The 17,237-nt window shown below is 66.3% G+C and carries 14 protein-coding genes; 7 read left to right on the top strand and 7 right to left on the bottom strand.

Going from position 1 to position 17,237, the window contains the following annotated elements; translation table 11 throughout:
* Positions 1–762 (top strand): slipin family protein, encoded by a 762-nt coding sequence (locus tag AC3A6M_RS22335; RefSeq protein WP_487854913.1) that lies wholly within the window; start codon positions 1–3, stop codon positions 760–762.
* A 1-nt stretch (position 763) separates the two neighbouring features.
* On the opposite strand, the gene AC3A6M_RS22330 is transcribed toward AC3A6M_RS22335, so the two are convergent.
* Positions 764–1,150, bottom strand: coding sequence for a VOC family protein (locus AC3A6M_RS22330; protein ID WP_487854912.1), 387 nt, complete (start codon positions 1,148–1,150; stop codon positions 764–766).
* A gap of 63 nt (positions 1,151–1,213) precedes the next feature.
* Positions 1,214–4,738: an indolepyruvate ferredoxin oxidoreductase family protein gene (locus tag AC3A6M_RS22325; protein ID WP_487854966.1), complete on the bottom strand. Its 3,525-nt coding sequence runs from the start codon at positions 4,736–4,738 to the stop codon at positions 1,214–1,216.
* A gap of 131 nt (positions 4,739–4,869) precedes the next feature.
* Here AC3A6M_RS22325 and AC3A6M_RS22320 point away from each other — a divergent pair, with 131 nt between their 5' ends.
* Positions 4,870–5,337, top strand: coding sequence for an Lrp/AsnC family transcriptional regulator (locus tag AC3A6M_RS22320; protein ID WP_487854911.1), 468 nt, complete (start codon positions 4,870–4,872; stop codon positions 5,335–5,337).
* 3 nt (positions 5,338–5,340) lie between these two features.
* On the opposite strand, the gene AC3A6M_RS22315 is transcribed toward AC3A6M_RS22320, so the two are convergent.
* Positions 5,341–6,237: a LysR substrate-binding domain-containing protein gene (locus AC3A6M_RS22315; protein WP_487854910.1), complete on the bottom strand. Its 897-nt coding sequence runs from the start codon at positions 6,235–6,237 to the stop codon at positions 5,341–5,343.
* Positions 6,238–6,334: 97 nt separating this feature from the next.
* Between AC3A6M_RS22315 and AC3A6M_RS22310 the strand changes: the two genes are divergently transcribed.
* Positions 6,335–7,546, top strand: a complete 1,212-nt coding sequence (locus AC3A6M_RS22310; protein WP_487854909.1) for an MFS transporter — start codon at positions 6,335–6,337, stop codon at positions 7,544–7,546.
* Here AC3A6M_RS22310 and tcuC read toward each other — a convergent pair.
* Genes tcuC through AC3A6M_RS22295 form a run of 3 tightly spaced genes read right to left on the bottom strand, consistent with a single transcriptional unit; the run spans position 7,524 to position 10,795 of the window.
* Entirely contained in the window at positions 7,524–8,870 is a 1,347-nt protein-coding gene (gene tcuC, locus AC3A6M_RS22305) for a tricarballylate/proton symporter TcuC (protein WP_487854908.1), read from the bottom strand. The genes AC3A6M_RS22310 and tcuC overlap by 23 nt on opposite strands.
* Positions 8,871–8,893: 23 nt before the next feature.
* Positions 8,894–9,685, bottom strand: a complete 792-nt coding sequence (locus AC3A6M_RS22300) for a substrate-binding domain-containing protein (protein WP_487854907.1) — start codon at positions 9,683–9,685, stop codon at positions 8,894–8,896.
* Between the two features lie 18 nt (positions 9,686–9,703).
* Complete coding sequence (locus AC3A6M_RS22295) at positions 9,704–10,795, bottom strand: porin (protein ID WP_487854906.1); 1,092 nt, start codon at positions 10,793–10,795, stop codon at positions 9,704–9,706.
* A 113-nt stretch (positions 10,796–10,908) separates the two neighbouring features.
* Between AC3A6M_RS22295 and AC3A6M_RS22290 the strand changes: the two genes are divergently transcribed.
* Positions 10,909–11,838, top strand: coding sequence for a LysR family transcriptional regulator (locus AC3A6M_RS22290; RefSeq protein ID WP_487854905.1), 930 nt, complete (start codon positions 10,909–10,911; stop codon positions 11,836–11,838).
* A 42-nt stretch (positions 11,839–11,880) separates the two neighbouring features.
* On the opposite strand, the gene tssK is transcribed toward AC3A6M_RS22290, so the two are convergent.
* Positions 11,881–13,215 (bottom strand): type VI secretion system baseplate subunit TssK, encoded by a 1,335-nt coding sequence (tssK, locus tag AC3A6M_RS22285; RefSeq protein ID WP_487854904.1) that lies wholly within the window; start codon positions 13,213–13,215, stop codon positions 11,881–11,883.
* Between the two features lie 197 nt (positions 13,216–13,412).
* Here tssK and tssE point away from each other — a divergent pair, with 197 nt between their 5' ends.
* Genes tssE through tssG form a run of 3 tightly spaced genes read left to right on the top strand, consistent with a single transcriptional unit; the run spans position 13,413 to position 16,805 of the window.
* Positions 13,413–13,892, top strand: coding sequence for a type VI secretion system baseplate subunit TssE (gene tssE, locus AC3A6M_RS22280; protein WP_487854903.1), 480 nt, complete (start codon positions 13,413–13,415; stop codon positions 13,890–13,892).
* 22 nt (positions 13,893–13,914) lie between these two features.
* The gene (tssF, locus tag AC3A6M_RS22275; protein ID WP_487854902.1) at positions 13,915–15,741 is read left to right on the top strand and encodes a type VI secretion system baseplate subunit TssF; all 1,827 of its coding nucleotides are present in this window, start codon (positions 13,915–13,917) and stop codon (positions 15,739–15,741) included.
* Positions 15,705–16,805: a type VI secretion system baseplate subunit TssG gene (tssG, locus tag AC3A6M_RS22270; RefSeq protein WP_487854901.1), complete on the top strand. Its 1,101-nt coding sequence runs from the start codon at positions 15,705–15,707 to the stop codon at positions 16,803–16,805. Before tssF ends, tssG begins: the two co-directional genes overlap by 37 nt.
* Positions 16,806–17,237 lie beyond the last annotated feature (432 nt).

Here is a 17,237-nt window from a genome sequence, read left to right as displayed (position 1 = left end):
ATGTTCAATGTCGGTATCGGCTTCGGCGCCCTGATCGTCCTGCTGGTTCCCCTGCTGGCCTCGGCGATCCGGGTGCTGCGCGAATACGAGCGCGGCGTGGTGTTCCAGCTCGGGCGCTTCTGGGGCGTGAAAGGCCCCGGCCTGTTCATCCTGATCCCGCTGTTCCAGCAGATGGTGCGCGTCGACCTGCGCACCGTCGTGCTGGACGTCCCGACCCAGGACGTGATCTCGCGCGACAACGTCTCGGTCAAGATGAACGCGGTGATCTACTTCCGCGTGGTCGATCCGGAAAAGGCCATCATCCAGGTGGCGAATTTCATGGAAGCGACCAGCCAGCTGGCGCAGACCACCTTGCGCTCGGTGCTGGGCAAGCACGAACTCGACGAGATGCTGGCCGAGCGCGAACGGCTGAACCTGGACATCCAGCAGGTCCTCGACGCCCAGACCGACGCCTGGGGCATCAAGGTCTCGAATGTCGAGATCAAGCACATCGACCTCGACGAATCGATGGTGCGCGCCATCGCCCGGCAAGCCGAAGCCGAGCGCGAGCGCCGCGCCAAGGTGATCCACGCCGAGGGCGAGTTGCAGGCCTCCGAAAAGCTGCAGCAGGCCGCCTTCGTGCTGGCGCAGCAGCCGGGGGCGATGCAACTGCGCTACATGCAGACCCTGAGTGCGATCGCCGGGGACAAGTCCTCGACCATCGTGTTTCCCATCGAGCTGCTGACGGCTGCGCGGGACATCCTGCGCCCCGGCGGCGGCTGACTCAGGCGTCGGCGACGTATTCGGCAATCTCGACCAGGTTCAGGTCGGGATCGCGCAGGTACACCGATTCGATCGGGCCGTTGGCGCCGGTCCGGCGCACCGGCCCCTCGACGATGGCCGCGCCGTGTTCGCGCAGGCGCGCGATCACCTGCTGCAGCGGGATGCTGGCGATGAAGCACAGGTCCAGCGAACCGGGCACCGGCAAATGGGCCTTCGGTTCGAATTCCCTGCCCTTCACGTGCAGGTTGATTTTCTGGTTGCCGAACACGAAGGCCTTGCGGTTCGCGCCGAAGGTTTCCAGCCTCATCCCGAGCAGCTTGACGTAGAAGTCGACGCACGCGGCCTCGTCGGCGGTGGTCAGTACGATGTGGTCGATGTGATCAATCATGATGCTTCACTGTACACGATGCGCGCGAGCGCCGCACGGTCCAGGAAGCCAGCAGCGCCAGCATCATGCACGTGTTCTGACCAGCTCGACCACCTGCTCGCTGCGGTAGCGGGCGAGCAGCTCGGGCCACTGCGCATCCAGCTTGTCCATCGCCGCCTGCTTGATGTGGCCATAGCCGCGCACCTGGTCCGGCGCCTGCGCCAGCCTCAGCGCCGCCTCCTTGTTGTTCGCGCGCAGCCTGGCCGGCAGCTCGCGCGCGAAGGCCAGGTAGCGGTCGCGCAGCGCGCATTCCGCCTTGCGCTCGCGCGTGTAGCCGAACGGGTCCAGCGGCGTGCCGCGCAGGCCCTTGAAGCGGGCCAGCACGCCGAACACCGGCATCATCCAGCCGCCGAAGGCGATCTTGGCCGGCACCTCGGAGCCCGGCTTCTTGCGCGCCAGCAGCGGCGGCGCGAGGTGGAAGGCGAGCTTGTAGCCGCCCTCGAACTGGGCCGCGATCTGCTCGCGGAAGGCGGGGTCGGCATGCAGGCGCGCGACCTCGTACTCGTCCTTGTACGCCATCACCTTGAACAGGTTGCGCGCCACCGCCTTGCTGAGCTGCCTGCGCGAGCCGCTGCCTTCGAGTTCGACTTCGCGCTGTTCGACGGCGGCCACCGCTTGCGCGTACTGCTGGGCATAGGCGGCGTCCTGGTAGCGGGTCAGCCAGTCGACGCGGAAGGCGACCATTTCGTCCAGCGACTTCGGCGGCGCGAACTGGATCACCTGCGCCGGCTGGGCCATGCTTTCCAGCGCAGCGCGGTCGGCGGCCAGCAGGCGGCCGAGTGTGAAGGCGCGCTTGTTCATGTCCACCGCCACGCCATTCAGTTCGATCGCCCGCATCAGCGCCTCCAGGCCGACCGGCACCAGCCCATGCTGCCAGGCATAGCCCATCAGCAGGATGTTGCTGCCGATCGGATCGCCGAGGAAGCGCGCGGCCGTCGCCTGCGCATCGAGGCGCAGCAGGTTCGCGCTTCCAGCGGCTGCGCCCAGCCTGGCGAGCAGGCCTTCGCGGTCGACCTGCGCGTCGCGGTCGCGGGTGAAATCGGCGGTCGGGATCTCGTGCTCGTTGGCGACCACCTTCGTATGACCGCTGCGCATGACGGCCAGGCCGTCCGGCATGCCGGCCACCACCAGGTCGCAGGCGAACACCGCGTCGGCCTGGCGCAGGTCGATGCGGACCTGGTGCAGCCGCCCGGGCGAGGACGCCACCCGCACATGGGACAGCACCGCGCCGCCCTTCTGCGCGAAGCCCATGAAGTCCAGCGTCGACGCGCCCTTGCCTTCCAGGTGCGCGGCCATCGTGATCAGCGCGCCCACCGTGACGACGCCGGTGCCGCCGACGCCGGCCACCAGGATCTCGAAAGGCTTGGCCAGCGCCGCCGGCGCCGGTGCCGGATAGGCGGCCAGCGCCCGCTCCAGGTCGGACAGCGACAGCTTCTGGCCGGCCGGCTTGCGCAGGCTGCCGCCCAGCACCGAGACGAAGCTCGGGCAGAAGCCCTCGACGCAGGAATAATCCTTGTTGCAGGACGACTGCTCGATCTGGCGCTTGCGGCCCAGCTCCGTCTCGAGCGGCAGGATCGACAGGCAGTTCGACTGCACGCCGCAGTCGCCGCAGCCTTCGCAGACGGCCGGGTTGATGACCACGCGGCGGGCCGGATCGGGGAACACGATATGGTCCGGCTTGTTCTTCTTGCGGCGGCGGCGCTTTTCGGCGGCGCAGGTCTGGTCGTACACCAGCACCGTCACGCCGGGGATCCCGCGCAGCCGGCGCTGGATGACATCCAGTTCGCTGCGGTGGTGGACGGTAACGCCTTCCGGCAGGCTCACCTCGTCGTAGTTGCCGGGATAGTCGGTCACCACGACGGCTTGTTTGACGCCTTCGCTGATCACCTGCTGCAGGATCTGCGGCACCGACAGGGTGCCGTCCACCGGCTGGCCGCCGGTCATCGCCACCGCGTCGTTGTACAGGATCTTGTAGGTGATGTTGAGCCTGGCGGCGACCGCCTGGCGGATCGCCAGCGACCCGGAATGATAGAAGGTGCCGTCGCCCAGGTTCTGGAAGATGTGCTGCTCGCCCACGAAGGGCGAGGTGCCAGCCCAGCTCACGCCCTCGCCGCCCATCTGCGACAGGTAATAGGTGTCGCGCTGCATCCAGGTGGCCATGAAGTGGCAGCCGATGCCGGCCAGCGCGCGGCTGCCCTCGGGCACGCGGGTCGAGGTATTGTGCGGGCAGCCCGAGCAGAAGTAAGGCGTGCGGCGCACGCCGCCGGCCGCGTCGAACGGCAGTTCGGCGGCGCAGAAATCGGGCAGGAAGCGGTGCAGGTCCAGCGCCGGGAACTTCGCGCCCAGCCACTGGATCAGCACCGGCGCGATGCGCGACGGGCGCAGCTCGCCCAATGCGGACAGCAGCGGCGCGCCTTCGCGGTCGGACTTGCCGATCACGACCGGGCGATGTTCGGGTGCAAGGTTGTAGAACAGGTTCTTGACCTGCTGTTCGATCACCGGGCCTTTTTCTTCGACCACCAGGATCTCTTCGAGGCCTTGCGCGAAGCTGGATAAACGGGTCCGTTCGAGCGGATAGCTCAGGCCCGGCTTGTACAGGCGCACGCCGAGTTCCGCCAGGCGTTCGACGCCGATCTCCATGCGCTCCAGCGCTTCGATCAGGTCCAGCCAGGCCTTGCCGGCGCCGATGATGCCGATGCTGGCGCCGGGCGCCGGCACGACCAGGCGGTCGATCGAATTGGCGCGCGCGAAGGCCTGCACCGCTTCCAGCTTGGCGGCCACGCGCTGCTCCAGCGCCAGCCCAGGCAAGTCCGGCCAGCGGTTGTGCAGGCCGTCGGGCGGCGGCGTGTAGTCGGTGGGCGCGGCGAAGGCCGGCATCGGCGGCAGCTCGACCACCGCGCCGCCTTCCACGGTTTCGGAGATGGCCTTGAAGCCGCACCAGGCGCCCGTGTAGCGCGACAGCGCCCAGCCGTACAGGCCGAATTCCAGGTATTCCTGGATGTTGGCAGGATTAATCACCGGCATGCCCCAGGCGATCAGCGCCTGCTCGCTCTGGTGCGGCATCGACGAGGACACGCAGCCATGGTCGTCGCCGAGGATGGCCAGCACCCCGCCGTGCGGCGACGAACCGTAGACGTGGCCGTGCTTGAGGGCGTCGCCGGCGCGGTCGACGCCCGGCCCTTTGCCGTACCACATCGCGAACACGCCATCGACCTTGCGGGTCGGATTGGCCTCGACCTGCTGCGAGCCCATCACCGCCGTCGCGCCCAGCTCCTCGTTGATCGCCGGGAGGAATTCGACCTGGCGCTCCTGCAGCAGCGCTTTGGCGCGCCACAGTTCCTGGTCCACGGCGCCGAGCGGCGAACCGCGGTAGCCGCTGACGAAGCCGGCGGAGTGCAGCCCGTTCGCTTCGTCCAGCTGCTTCTGCATGCACAGCAGGCGGACCAGCGCCTGGGTGCCGGTCAGGAACACCCGCCCGGCGCTGCGGGTCAGGTTGTCGTCGAGTGCGTAGTCGGGGTCTGCCAGCCCGACCGGCGCGGGGAGCGTCATGTCGTTCATCGTTGTTTTTTTATGAATACAAATGATGAGACAGGATAGGCCCTGGCTTGCGAAAGATTTTTTCTATCTCTTTGTGTTTGAGGGCTAGAATTGCAAGAACTTGTCTATTTCCGTCCAAAAACATGAAAAATCATTCGATTGATGCGGCATCCATGAAAATTCTCGCCGAGCTGCAGAAGGACGGCAGGATCTCGTCGAACGAGCTGGCGGAAAAGATCGGCATGTCGGCCAGCCCCTGCTGGCGGCGCCAGAAGGAGCTGGAGGAGAACGGCGTCATCGTGCGCTACACGGCGCTGGTGGACCGGCGCAAGCTGGGGCTGGCGGTGGTGTGCCTGCTGCACGTGTCGCTGCTGCGCCATGCCGAGGGCGTGGTCGAGCAGTTCGAGCAGGCGATGCGGATGCGGCCCGAGGTGGTCGAGTGCTACGAGACCACGGGCACGTCGGATTACCTGGTGAAGGTCGTGGTGGCCGACATGGATGCCTACCACGACTTCCTGCACAACGTGCTGGTGAAGCTGAACGGGGTGTCGCAGGTGAATACCAGCGTGGCGCTGCGCGAGGTGAAGTACGAGACCGCCCTGCCGCTGTAGGCCCTAGCTTTCCGCCGCGGCGGCTTGCGCCACGGCCGCGAAGGCCTGCGCCAGCGGGCCGCCGCCTTCGGCGTGCTGGGCCAGCAGCATCGGCGTGCGCACCTCGGGGTCGCCCAGCGGACGATAGACGACGCCTTCCATATGCACGCCTTCGAAGGAACCCGGCAGCACCGAGATCCCGCAGCCGGCGGCGACCAGGCCGATGATGGTCGACGGTTCGCCCGCCTCCATCGCGACCTGCGGGGTGAAGCCGGCGGCGCGGCACAGGTCGACGATCTGGTGGTAGATGCCGGTGCCGGCATCCTTCGGAAACACGACGAAAGCCTGGCCGGCCAGGTCTTCCACGGCGATGTGCTCCTGCCGCGCCAGCGGCGAATCGGCCGGCAGCACCAGCCGCACCGGGTCGCTGCGCAGCATCGTCAGGGCCACCGTGTGCGGCAGCGGCATCGACGCCGGCCGCACGAAGCCGACGTCCAGCTCGCGCGCTTCGATCTTCGCCAGCTGGCGCATGGTCGTCATCTCGTGGAAGGTCAGCAGGACGCCGGGGTATTGCTGGCGGTAGCGCCGCACGACCTTGGCGAACAGCGGCGTGAACGGCGTCGAGAAGGTAAAGCCGACGCGCAGCTCGCCCGCCTCGCCCAGGTGCGCCCGGCGCGCGGTTTCCTTGGCCTGCTCGGACAGCGCCAGCATGCGCCGCGCATCCGCCAGGAACAGCCTGCCGGCTTCGGTGAGGAGCACGCGCCGCTTGTTGCGCTCGAACAGCCGGGCGCCGATCTCCGCCTCCAGCGCCTGGATCTGCTGGCTCAGCGGCGGCTGGCCGATGTGCAGGCGCTCGGCCGCGCGCGTAAAGCTCAGCTCTTCCGCCACGGCCACGAAGTAGCGCAGGTGCCTGAGTTCCATGTTATCTGTTTAAACGATAAGTAACGCCACAAATATATATTGGACAGATGTATCGCGCAATCCTAGGATGGAGTCTCGACGCTTCAACCCCATTCCCATGTCCAGCCGACCCGCCGCTTCCCCCTACCGCCGCACCAACCGCGCCCTGTTTTTCGGCGGCTTTTCCTGTTTCGCCCTGTTGTATTGCGTGCAGCCGCTGATGCCCCTGCTGGCCCAGGATTTCGGGCTCACGCCGGCGCAGAGCAGCCTGTCGCTGTCGCTGCCGAGCGCCGCGCTCGGCCTGTCGCTGCTGGCGTCGTCCGTGATTTCCGACCGCGTCGGGCGCAAGAACCTGATGGTGGTGGCGCTTGTGGTGGCCGCCGTGATGATGGTGCTCTCGAGCTTCGCGCGCAGCTACACCGAGCTGCTGGCGGCGCGCACCCTGCTCGGCCTGGCGCTGGGCGGCATGCCGGCGGTGGCGATGGCTTACCTCGGCGAGGAGATCGAGACGGAGTCGCTCGGCGTGTCGATGGGCTTGCTCATCAGCGGCAATGCCTTCGGCGGCATGCTGGGACGGATGCTGGCGTCGGTGCTGTCGGACTTCCTGTCCTGGCGCGCCGCCGTCGGCGTGATGGGCGTCGCGGGCCTGCTGGCGGCCTGGGAATTCTGGCGCAGCCTGCCGCCCTCGCGCAACTTCAAGCCGTCCTCGGGCGGCCTGGCGATGACCTTGCAGGGCCTGCGCCGCCACTTCGGCGACGACGGCCTGCCCTGGCTGTTCGCCCTGTCCTTCCTGCTGATGGGATGCTTCGTCAGCACCTACAACTTCATCGGCTTCCGCCTGCTGGGCGCGCCGTTCGGACTGCGCCAGAGCGTGGTCGGCGCGATCTCGCTGCTGTACCTGATCGGCATCTTCAGCTCGGTGTGGGCCGGCCGCCGCGCCGACCGCCTGGGCCGGCGCCACGTGCTGTGGACCGTGATGGCGACCATGTTCGCAGGCCTGCTGCTGACGCTGGCGCACAACCTGGTCCTGATCGTCGCCGGCCTGGCCATCTATACCTTCGGCTTTTTCGCCTCGCACTCGATCGCCAGCAGCTGGGTGGGCCGGCGCGCCCGCAGCCAGCAGGCGCTCGCGTCCGCCCTCTACCTGTTCTTCTACTACCTCGGCTCGAGCGTGGTGGGCTGGCTGTGCGGCATCCTGTGGGAACATGGCGGCTGGGCCGGCGTGGTCACCCTGCTCGGCGGCCTGCTCGCCACCGCGCTGGTGATCACGCTGCGCCTGCGCAGCCTGGCGCCGCTCGGGCGGGGGCTCACGCCGGCCGCCGTTCCCTGACGATGCCGCGGTACACGAGGAAGGTCGCGACCAGGCTGATCGCGCCGGCCGCCGCCATCCAGTAGCCGGGGGCGGCCTTGTCGCCGGTGCTTTCGATCAGCCAGGTGGACAGCAGCGGCGTCATGCCGCCGAACAGCGCGGTCGCCAGGCTGTAGGCCAGCGAGAAGCCGGTGGTGCGCACCTGGACCGGGATGATCTCGGTGAGCGCGACGATGCACGCGCCGTTGTAGCTGCCGTACAGGAAGGACAGCCACAGTTCGATCAGCACCATGTTGCCGAAGCTCGGGTGCGCGATCAGCCACGACAGCGCCGGGTAGGCGGTCAGCGCCGCCAGCGCCGAGCACGCCGCCATCACCGGCCAGCGTCCGATGCGGTCCGACAGCGCGCCCATCGCGGGCAGCCAGATGAAGTTCGACACGCCGACGCACAGGGTCACCAGCAGGCTTTCCTCGGTACTCAGCTTGAGCACGCTCTTGCCGAAGGTGGGCGTGTACACCGTGATCAGGTAGAACGCGACCGTCGTCATCACCACCAGCATGGCGCCGACCGTGACCAGCGGCCAGTTCGAGGTCATGGTGCGCATCACCTGGCGGAAGGTCGGATGCGATTTCTGCGCCAGGTAGGCCTGGGTCTCCTGCAGCGAGCGGCGGATGTAGAAGACCACGGGGATGATCGAACAGCCGATGAAGAACGGAATGCGCCAGCCCCAGTCCGCGATGACGTCCTTCGGCATCGCATGGTTCAGGCCATAGCCCAGCGCGGCGGAAAAAATCACGGCCACCTGCTGGCTGGCCGACTGCCAGCTGACATAGAAGCCCTTGTTGCCGGGGGTCGCCATCTCGGACAGGTAGACCGAGACGCCGCCCAGTTCCACGCCGGCGGAAAAGCCCTGCAGCAGGCGGCCGACCAGCACCAGCACCGGCGCCAGCAGGCCGATGGTGGCATAGCCCGGGACGAAGGCGATCAGCGCCGTCCCCGAGACCATGATCCCGAGCGTCAGCACCAGGCCCTTGCGGCGGCCGATGCGGTCGATGTAGCTGCCCAGGAGGATGGCGCCCAGCGGACGCATGAGGAAGCCGGCGCCGAAGGTGGCGAAGGTCATCATCAGCGCGGCGTACTCGCTCGTCGCCGGAAAGAAGGCCCTGGCGATCTGCTGGGCGTAGAAGCCGAACAGGAAGAAATCATACATTTCGATGAAGTTCCCGCTCGTGACCCGGATGACGGTGCCGAGCTTCGACTGGGCGCGCGCCGGCGCGCTGGCGCTGGCGGCGGTGGCGGCGGCGGACGCGGCGTGGTTCGCCTTGACGGTGGATTGGATGGACATGATGGGCTCTCGGGGAATGGGGTTCAGCGGTTGGCCACGGCCGGCTCCAGCCCGGTCGCTTCGATGGCGCCGGCGTTGGCCGGTGCGGCGAGGAAGCGCAGCAGCGCGCGCGCAGCCTCCGGATGCCTGGCGCCGCGCACCACGGCACCGGAAAACTCGGTCTTCAACTGCACTTCCTGCGGCAGCAGGCCGACGATGTCGATGCCCTGCACCGGTTTCAGTTCGCTGCGCTGCTGGCAGCCGAAATCGGCTTCGCCGTGGGCGATGATCTCGCCTACCGGGGTCGCGGGAATCTGCGCCGCCCTGCCCTCCATCTGCTGGCGGATGCCGAGCCTGTCCAGCAGCTGGCGCTTGATGTATTCGCCGCTCGCGCTGTCGGAATAAGCCACCCGTTCCGCACCCAGGAAGGCGGCGCGCAGGCCGTCGACGGTGTGGATGTCCGGCTTCGCGGAGCCGTGCCGGACCGCACAGGCGATCGGCGAGTTGGCGAGGACGACCTTGCTGCCCGGCTCGAGGCGCCCCTCGGCCATCAGCTTGTCGAGCGCGTCGCCGACCATGATCACGACGTCGATCGGCTCGCCGCGCGCCAGCCGCGCCGGGATCGCGTTCTTCGTCGCCCCCATCGACGGGCCCCATTCGGACACCAGGCGGTCGCCGCTGGCGCGCTCGTACGGGCCGGACAGGTCCTTGTAGGCCTGGGCGAAGCCGCCCGAGCTGACGACGTGGACGTCGGTGGCCCGGGCCGGGGCGCCGGCAGCCAGCGCGCATGCCGCAAGCGCCGCCATGGCGCCATGTTTGAAGGAAGTGGGTCGCATAAGGTCTCCTTGTTGTCGTCAGAACTTCTGCATGAGCCCGAGCGTCAGGCCGGTGCCATGCGGGTCGTTGGGGCGCGATGCCGTCAGCTTCGCGGCGTCGCCGCGCCAGGTGGTGTAGTCGGCTTCGACGTAGGCGGTGGTCCGCGGCGCCAGCGTCCTTTCGAGGAACAGGAAGGCGCGGTCGAAGCCGTCGTCGCGGAAGTCCGTGGCCTCGCGCCGGACGCTGTACCAGGCGCTGGTGAGCAGCAGGTCCTGCGCCAGTTGGCGGCTCACGCCGGCGGAGCGCACGCGCTGGCGCACCGTCCGGTCCGGCCCCGTGGCGGCGTCGTTGCGGGCGACGTTGGCCTTGAACTGCCAGGCATCGAAGCGCACCGCCGCGCCGATCGTCCAGGCGTCGAGCGGCAGGCCCTCGCGGCTGCGGAACTGCATGGTCGCGCCGGAGACGACCCAATCCGGGCGCTGGTAGGCCAGCGCGACGCCATGGCTCGACGATGCCGCGGCGTCGCCCGGCACTTCGCCGAAGGAATACGCGGCGCGCGCCTGCCAGGGGCCGACGCCGGCGGTGTACTTGACGGTGTTGTCGAGGCGGTAGAAATTGTCGGCGTAGCCGCTCGGGCCGTACTGGCGCCCGAAGGCATGGGTACCGAAGGCGGTGTTGCTCAGGCCCGCCACGTTGATGTTCGGGTTGAAGGCGGCGAAGCGCTTGCCGATCGGATCGACCGCGACGAGAGCATCGGAAAGGAGATTGGCCTGGCGTCCCAGCGCCAGGGTGCCGTACGGAGAATCGAGGCCGGCCCAGGCCTGGCGGTCGAACAGGCGGTCGCTCTTGGCCGAGGCGCCGGTATCGGCGTTGATGCCGCCTTCGAGCCGGAACAGCGCCTTCCAGCCGCCGCCCAGCGTTTCCTGCCCCTTGACGCCCCAGCGGCTGGTGTTATCGACGCCGCTGGCGACGGCGGTCGTGCGGCCCGGCAGCGCCGGCGCGTTGCTGCCGTTCAGGCCGCTGGTGACGCGCAGGCCGAGGTCGGCGATGCCGTACAAGTCGATGCCGCTCTGGGCAAAGGAAGCGCCGCTCGACACGAGCAGGGCCATCAGGACGCAGGAATGGCGCACATTGTCTCCATGTTATAAAAGTGCCTTCTTGGCGAGGCTGATGGGTGAGTGCGCCAATCATCCTGCAATCTGTATAATTTGAGAATTGCAATTTTCCCGCTTATTATTGCGTCATGCGCATCAATTACGATATTCATGACCTCCAGGCATTTGTCGCGGTTGCCGAACGCGGCAGTTTCCGCCAGGCCGCCACCGATCTCTTCCTGTCGCAGTCGGCCCTCAGCCGGAGGATCGAAAAGCTCGAGGAAGCCCTGGGCGTCAAGCTGTTCGAGCGCACCACCCGCCGCGTGCAGCTGACGAATGTGGGCCAGACTTTCCTGGTGAACGTCCGCACCGCGCTCGACAGCCTGGAAGACGCGGTGCTGGGCGTGGCCGACCTCGCGGCCCACCGCACCGGCACGGTCACCTTGGCCTGCGTGCCGTCCGCGGTCTGGTATTTCCTGCCCGGCGTGCTGACGCGTTTCAGCGCGCGCTTCCCGCGCATCCGCGTGCGCGTGCACGACGAGAGCGCGCAGGACGTGCTGAACCTGGTGCTGGCCGGCGAGGCGGACTTCGGGATCAACTTCACCGGCGCCGAAAATCCGGAGATCGTGTTCGAGCCGATCTACGTGGAGAGCTACGTGCTGGCGATGCGGCGCGACCATCCGCTGGCGACGCGCTCATCACTGAGCTGGAAGGAGACGGTGGACGAACGCTACATCTCGGTCGCCAAGTCGAGCGGCAACCGCAGCGTCCTGGATGCCGCACTGGCCGGGATCGAAAAGCATCCGGTCATCTCCTGCGAAGTCAATCACGTGTCGGGCGTGCTGGCCCTGGTCGATGCGGGGATGGGCGTGGCCGCGGTGCCCGGCCTGTCCGTGCTGCCGGGGAAGCAGGACGGCATCGTCGGGGTGCCGCTGGTGAATCCGGAGATCAAGCGGACGCTCGGGCTGATCTGCAAGCGGGGGCACAGCATGGCGCCGGCGGCGCGGACGCTGTTCGAGATGCTGACGGAGGTGCTGGTGAAGCGGCCGCTGGCGGCGCAGGAGGGCGATGCGGGCTAAAAACTGCCCCCTTGGCCGCCAGCAGTTCGTTCAGTTCTGGTTTCACTGCGTAAACGCGATCAGCTCCATCTTCAGTTCCCGCATCCCATCCGGCGCATAAATCGCGATCGCCTGCGCCTTCAGCGCATTCTCGTAGAGCCCATTCCTGGTCGACAGCAGGAAGTAATAGGTATCCGGACGAACCGGCACCGCCGTCGGCACCTGCGGCATGTGCGTCAGCGTGATGCCGGGAAGCGCCGATACCACGATGCGTTCGATGTCGTCGGGCGAGCCGATCTTGAACCGGACCGGCACCGCCGCCACCAGCTCGAGCGCCGGCATGTCCGCGCTCACGGCAAGGCAGAGCTGCGTTTCCTGGGTCAGTTTCGACGCATCGAGCGTACCCCGGTAATGGGTGCGGCGATTGTCCTCGGCGATGAGCTCAATGGTGAAGTACTTGGCCGAGATGACGGTATCGACCAGGTCGCGGATCACGGCGTCGAGCTGCGCAAACGTGACGCCGGGATCGGTATGCTCATAGGCGGGCAAGTCCGATGTCGTGTACCTGTCCGAGAACGTCATCAGCCCGCCAGCGAGGGCAAGCAGCATCTCGTACAGGTCCTCGGGATGCTGTACCCGGGAGCGCGCGCAATGTTGTAGGGATGCGTTCGCCGTACTGATGATGTTGAGCATCCACCAGGACGTGATATCACCCGCATGCACCTCGAAGGTGGCGGCGTTCGTCTTACGGTGCGAGTTGCGCAGTGACACGATCTTGGCCAATAGCGTGCTCATCAAGCCATCGAGCAAGCGCTGGAGCGGCCGGGCAGCGCTGATCGCCACGCACGGCGGTACGAAAGCCGGATCCGCCTCGAAGCCACCGCGCGGGTCGCGATGGAGGCGCAGCACGGGAAAGCCGACATGGCCATCGCGCGGCTCGACGTGGGCAATCAGGCGGAGCCGCTTCTTCAGGAACGGCACGTCGATCGGCACCGCGTCGCTGAACAGGTCAGACGTTTCCGCCTCCGCCAACGCATAGCGGCCGCCCTCCTCCGCATTGGCGCCATGCGGCCGGATGGTCGCAAGGGCTGCGTAGATGGTGAAGGTGTTCATTTCCTGCGGCAGCTGGGCCAGGTTGACCGGGAGCGGCAACAGGTCCGTTGCCGGGGCATCGTAGACCTCGCCATCCTGGAAGATCAGCGACATCGCTTGCGCTTCGAGCATGTTATGGCCGAGTCCTTCCATGTTCCACTGCAGAAGGCGGACACCCCAGAAATTGGGGGTGAGGGCTGACACCATCCTGTGCAGTCGCATCTCGTGGTACAGGTCCTGGCGTTGGAAATGCTGGGGTCCCAGCGTCAGCCCTTCGGACCACAGAATTTTGGCTCCCATGCTCATCGCTTTCTCCTCGATCCATAGCCGCATTGTTCAGATTCCGAAAAGCATGGCTGGCATTGCACAACAATTGTTGATCTGGCGCATCAAGCTTACTGCTTGCTCTTCAAAATAAATTTGTTGATAGCTCGCAACTTTATTTCTGGTCAGAAGGGAATAATGGCGCTTCTTCCGCTTCAGGACGGCTGAGAGGAAACAGCATGCAAAGTTTCGTGCCAGGCTTGTTCGACCGTTTGGATGCCGATGACGATGCGCCACAGGGTGGATTCCGCGCACCGTCCAAGAAGGCCGATGAATGGCGGGACAGCATCACCCGCGACCTGGAAGCACTCCTCAACACACGCTCCGCCCTGCTCCCGCATGTGCTGGCCGATTACCCCGAGGTAGGCGGGTCCGTGGTGAACTACGGCCTGATCGATTTTGCCGGCATGTGCATGACGAGCGACACGGACCAGAAGCGCATCTGCACCGCGGTCCGGCTGGCGATCGAGCGGCACGAACCGCGGCTGCACAGGGTGACGGCGACGCTGCAGCCCAGGAAAGGGGCGATCAACAGGGTCGACTTCGTGATCACCGCCCAACTGAAAAACGCGCCGGTGGCTGAACCGATGCAGTTCAACGCCGTGTTCCAGCCGTCGCTGCAGCGCTATTCGGTCCAGAGCGTCCGCAGCGCTAATTAGGCACAATCGAGGCACAAGCACCATGGACGAACTGTTTGCGCAGTACGAACGCGAGCTCGTCACCATGCGGCAGCTTTGCCGCGAGTATGCCGAGCGCTATCCGAAGGTCGCAGCCAAGCTGCAGATCGGCGGTGACGCATGCGACGATCCGCATGTCGAACGCCTGATCCAGTCCGTCGCCCTGCTGTGCGCCCGGGTGTCGAAGCGGCTGGACGACTCCTATCCGCAATTCACGGAGGCGCTGCTCAATCTCCTGTTTCCGCACTATCTTCGGCCGTTTCCCTCTTGCGCGATCGTGCGCTTTCTTCCGGCCGCTCGAGGTGCCGGCGGCAGCACCGGAACCGTCCCGCGCGGAACCTTGCTGGAGTCGGCGCCAGTGCGCGGCGTGAACTGCAAGTTCCAGACCGCATACGATGTCAGGCCGTCCCCGGTCACTATTACCTCCGTCCGCTTCGATGAAGTCATCCGCGCGCCGTCTTCGACCCGGCTGGCGCCGGGCGTGACGGGGTCGATCGGCATCGAGTTCGAATCCACCGCCCCACTGATGCCGTCGGCCCCGTTCAGGCTCTATCTCGACGGCGATGCTTCGTTCAGCGCGGCGCTGCGCGATGCGCTGTTCATGCGCACGGCTGCGGCATACGTCCAGCCCGGCGAGGATGGCGCATGGCTGCCGCTCGCCGCGATACCGGTCGCCGCGGCCGGTTTTGCCGAGGACGACGCCCTGATCCCCTTCGACGCCCGCTCGCACCGCGCCTACCGGATCCTTGCAGAATACTTTGCCTTCCCGGAGAAGTTCAACTTCGTCGATATCGACCTGGACGCACTCGACGCACGCCTACCTGCGGATTGCACCCGCTTCACGCTGCACCTTGGGCTGGCAGGCGTAGCGCCAGGGTCAAGCCAGGCAAGGATGCTCGCGGGCCTGTCGGCACGAAGCCTGCTCGCTGGATGCACGCCGGTCGTCAACCTGTTCAGGCAGCCGGGCGTGCCGATCGACTACAGCCAGCAGACGGCCGAGTATTCGGTGCTGGCGCATCCCGCCCATGCGTCGGCGTACGAAGTCTATTCGATCGACCGGGTCCACATGGTACGGCAGCAGGGAAAGGACATCGTGCCGGTCGAATTCCGTCCCTTCTATGCGCTCCGGCACGGCGAAAGCGATGCGCGCAAGGGGCGCTACTGGATTCTGCGCCATGACGACACGCTGGCCGCCACCAGTCCCGGGCACGAAAAAGTCATCTCGCTCGTCGATGCCGACGGCGGGCCGCTCACCGTCGAGCGAGCAACGCTCTCGATCGACCTCACCTGCACCAACCGGGACCTGCCCTGCCTGTTGAAAACCGGCTCGGCCGGCGGCGACCTGTCCATGCCAGGGGCTACCGAAGGCGCTGCAATCCGCTTGCTGCGCCGGCCCACGCGCCCCCATCGCCTGGCAAACGGCGGGGGCGCCCACTGGCGCTTGATCTCTCACCTGACCCTCAATCATCACTCGCTCGCCATGGAAGGCGCGGAAGGCTTGCGCGAAATGCTGGCCCTGTACGACTTCACCGGCTCGGCGGTATCGCGGCGCCAGATCGCCGGCATCGTCGGGCTGGAGCATTCGGAGACCACCGCGTGGTTGCGGCACAAGCGCGGCTCGTCGCTGGCGCACGGGACCGAAGTGCGCCTGACGATCGATGAAGAGGCTTTCGTCGGCGCTGGCTTGCACCTGTTCGTACAGGTCATCGACCAGTTCTTTGCGCTCTACGTCCAAATGAACAGTTTCATTGAACTGGTGGTCCTGTCACACCAATCCGGAGAGGAGCTGTTCCGATGCAAACCGAGAAGCGGCAGCATGTCGCTGTCATGATCGAGCCCCTGCTGGCAGCGCCATATCGGTATCAGTTTGCACAACTGCTGAACATCCTCGTGCGGATGCTGCGCCAACAGGGCATCCCGTACGCCCGCGCCTTCAGCCAGGTACTGCGCTTTCGTAACAGCCTGTCGCTGGCTTTTCCGGCCAGCGAGATCGAAGGCATGCAGGTCGACGCCACCGATGGTGCCGGCACGCCGCGCATCCACATCACACCAAGCTTCATTGGCCTGCTCGGCGCAAGCGGCACCTTGCCCCTGCACGACACCGAGCGCGCGGCCGCCAAGGCGAACCTGGGCGCGGACGAAAGCTGGAAGCCATTCGTCGACCTGTTTTCCAATCGGGTTATCGGCCTGTTCTACGAGGCTTGGGGAAAGTACCGCGTCGAACACAGTTTGGACACGCGAGGCCAGGATGACCTGCTTCCGCTGCTGAGCGCACTGGGTGGTCTGCGGCTGGCCAGCTTCGGGGCGGCCAGATCCTATGCATCGATCCCGGCAGAGGTCGCCGGCTACTATGCGGGGCTGCTCAGGACACGTCCAATCGCCGCCTCGAGCGTGGAGCGCGTGCTGGGCGAGTATTTCGGCGTGCCTGTCCGTGTCGAGGAATTCGTCGGCGCCTGGGATGCGATACCGGAGAAGATCCGCAGCACGCTAGGCGTCACCAATCCTACCCTCGGCTTCGGTGCCGCCCTGGGGGCGCGCGCGTGGCGCAATGATTTGCGGGTCCGCCTGCATATCGGTCCGCTGGACGAAGAAGCAGCGAAATCGTTTTTGCCGAACGGCCGGTCTCACGCCGCGTTGAAGGAGATGGTCAGCCTGTTCGCGGTGCCTTCCGTGCAGTACGAGATCAGGCTCTTGCTGGCCAAGCCGTGTCTCAAGCCCTTGACCCTGGCGACCAAAGGGTCTGATCGAAAACGCCTCGGTTTGAACTCCTTCCTGACCGTCAGTGCGGGCAAGGCAAGCCGGCCTGATATACGATCCGTCCTTCGGCCGAAGGCAGCGAAGGGCCCGACAGGACAACGGGATCGCGCCGCACAGGCACCGGCAGTCCGGCGGTAGCCCAATTCGCCTACGAAGCAAGCGCGAGGGATGTTGTTTACTGCCGGCACGATACGGCTTCGGCGCCGGAATCTCGCCCTGCAACTGTGACGCATGGATCAGCATGGGCGCCACGAATCTAGGCTTGCGCTCTCGTTTGCCAATTCCACAAGTCTGCATCCGGAAATGCCCCGGCGCCAATGCGGTGCCACAGTACTGCCGCCCTCATGGGCAGCGCTTTCCGGAGACAGGTCATCCGGGCCAACCCGGACGCCGTTGCATAGCGACTCAATGCGTTGAAGCAATCTAGCCCGCTTCTTGCCCCCATCAAGGCACCAGCAGAGCCCGTCTCTTGCTTATTATCAAGGCCGCCTGAAAGCGCTTGGTTACCTTAGCCGATGGAAATTTGACAGCTTTAGACCATCGGAGGCAATACATGGACGGAAGCCAAGC

The sequence above is a fragment of the Telluria sp. Soil_C_11 genome, assembly GCF_057657395.1.
The sequence above is the reverse complement of the archived record's forward strand: the minus strand, read 5'-3'. Positions and strand labels throughout refer to the sequence as shown.

Coding starts and splice junctions, on each gene's coding strand:
- AC3A6M_RS22290 (WP_487854905.1), top strand. CDS start 10,909: ATGCGCATCAATTACGATATTCATGACCTCCAGGCATTTGTCGCGGTT.
- AC3A6M_RS22320 (WP_487854911.1), top strand. CDS start 4,870: ATGAAAAATCATTCGATTGATGCGGCATCCATGAAAATTCTCGCCGAG.
- AC3A6M_RS22325 (WP_487854966.1), bottom strand. CDS start 4,738: ATGACGCTCCCCGCGCCGGTCGGGCTGGCAGACCCCGACTACGCACTC.
- AC3A6M_RS22335 (WP_487854913.1), top strand. CDS start 1: ATGTTCAATGTCGGTATCGGCTTCGGCGCCCTGATCGTCCTGCTGGTT.
- AC3A6M_RS22315 (WP_487854910.1), bottom strand. CDS start 6,237: ATGGAACTCAGGCACCTGCGCTACTTCGTGGCCGTGGCGGAAGAGCTG.
- tssG (WP_487854901.1), top strand. CDS start 15,705: ATGCAAACCGAGAAGCGGCAGCATGTCGCTGTCATGATCGAGCCCCTG.
- tssF (WP_487854902.1), top strand. CDS start 13,915: ATGGACGAACTGTTTGCGCAGTACGAACGCGAGCTCGTCACCATGCGG.
- AC3A6M_RS22330 (WP_487854912.1), bottom strand. CDS start 1,150: ATGATTGATCACATCGACCACATCGTACTGACCACCGCCGACGAGGCC.
- tssK (WP_487854904.1), bottom strand. CDS start 13,215: ATGAGCATGGGAGCCAAAATTCTGTGGTCCGAAGGGCTGACGCTGGGA.
- AC3A6M_RS22300 (WP_487854907.1), bottom strand. CDS start 9,685: ATGCGACCCACTTCCTTCAAACATGGCGCCATGGCGGCGCTTGCGGCA.
- tssE (WP_487854903.1), top strand. CDS start 13,413: ATGCAAAGTTTCGTGCCAGGCTTGTTCGACCGTTTGGATGCCGATGAC.
- AC3A6M_RS22310 (WP_487854909.1), top strand. CDS start 6,335: ATGTCCAGCCGACCCGCCGCTTCCCCCTACCGCCGCACCAACCGCGCC.
- tcuC (WP_487854908.1), bottom strand. CDS start 8,870: ATGTCCATCCAATCCACCGTCAAGGCGAACCACGCCGCGTCCGCCGCC.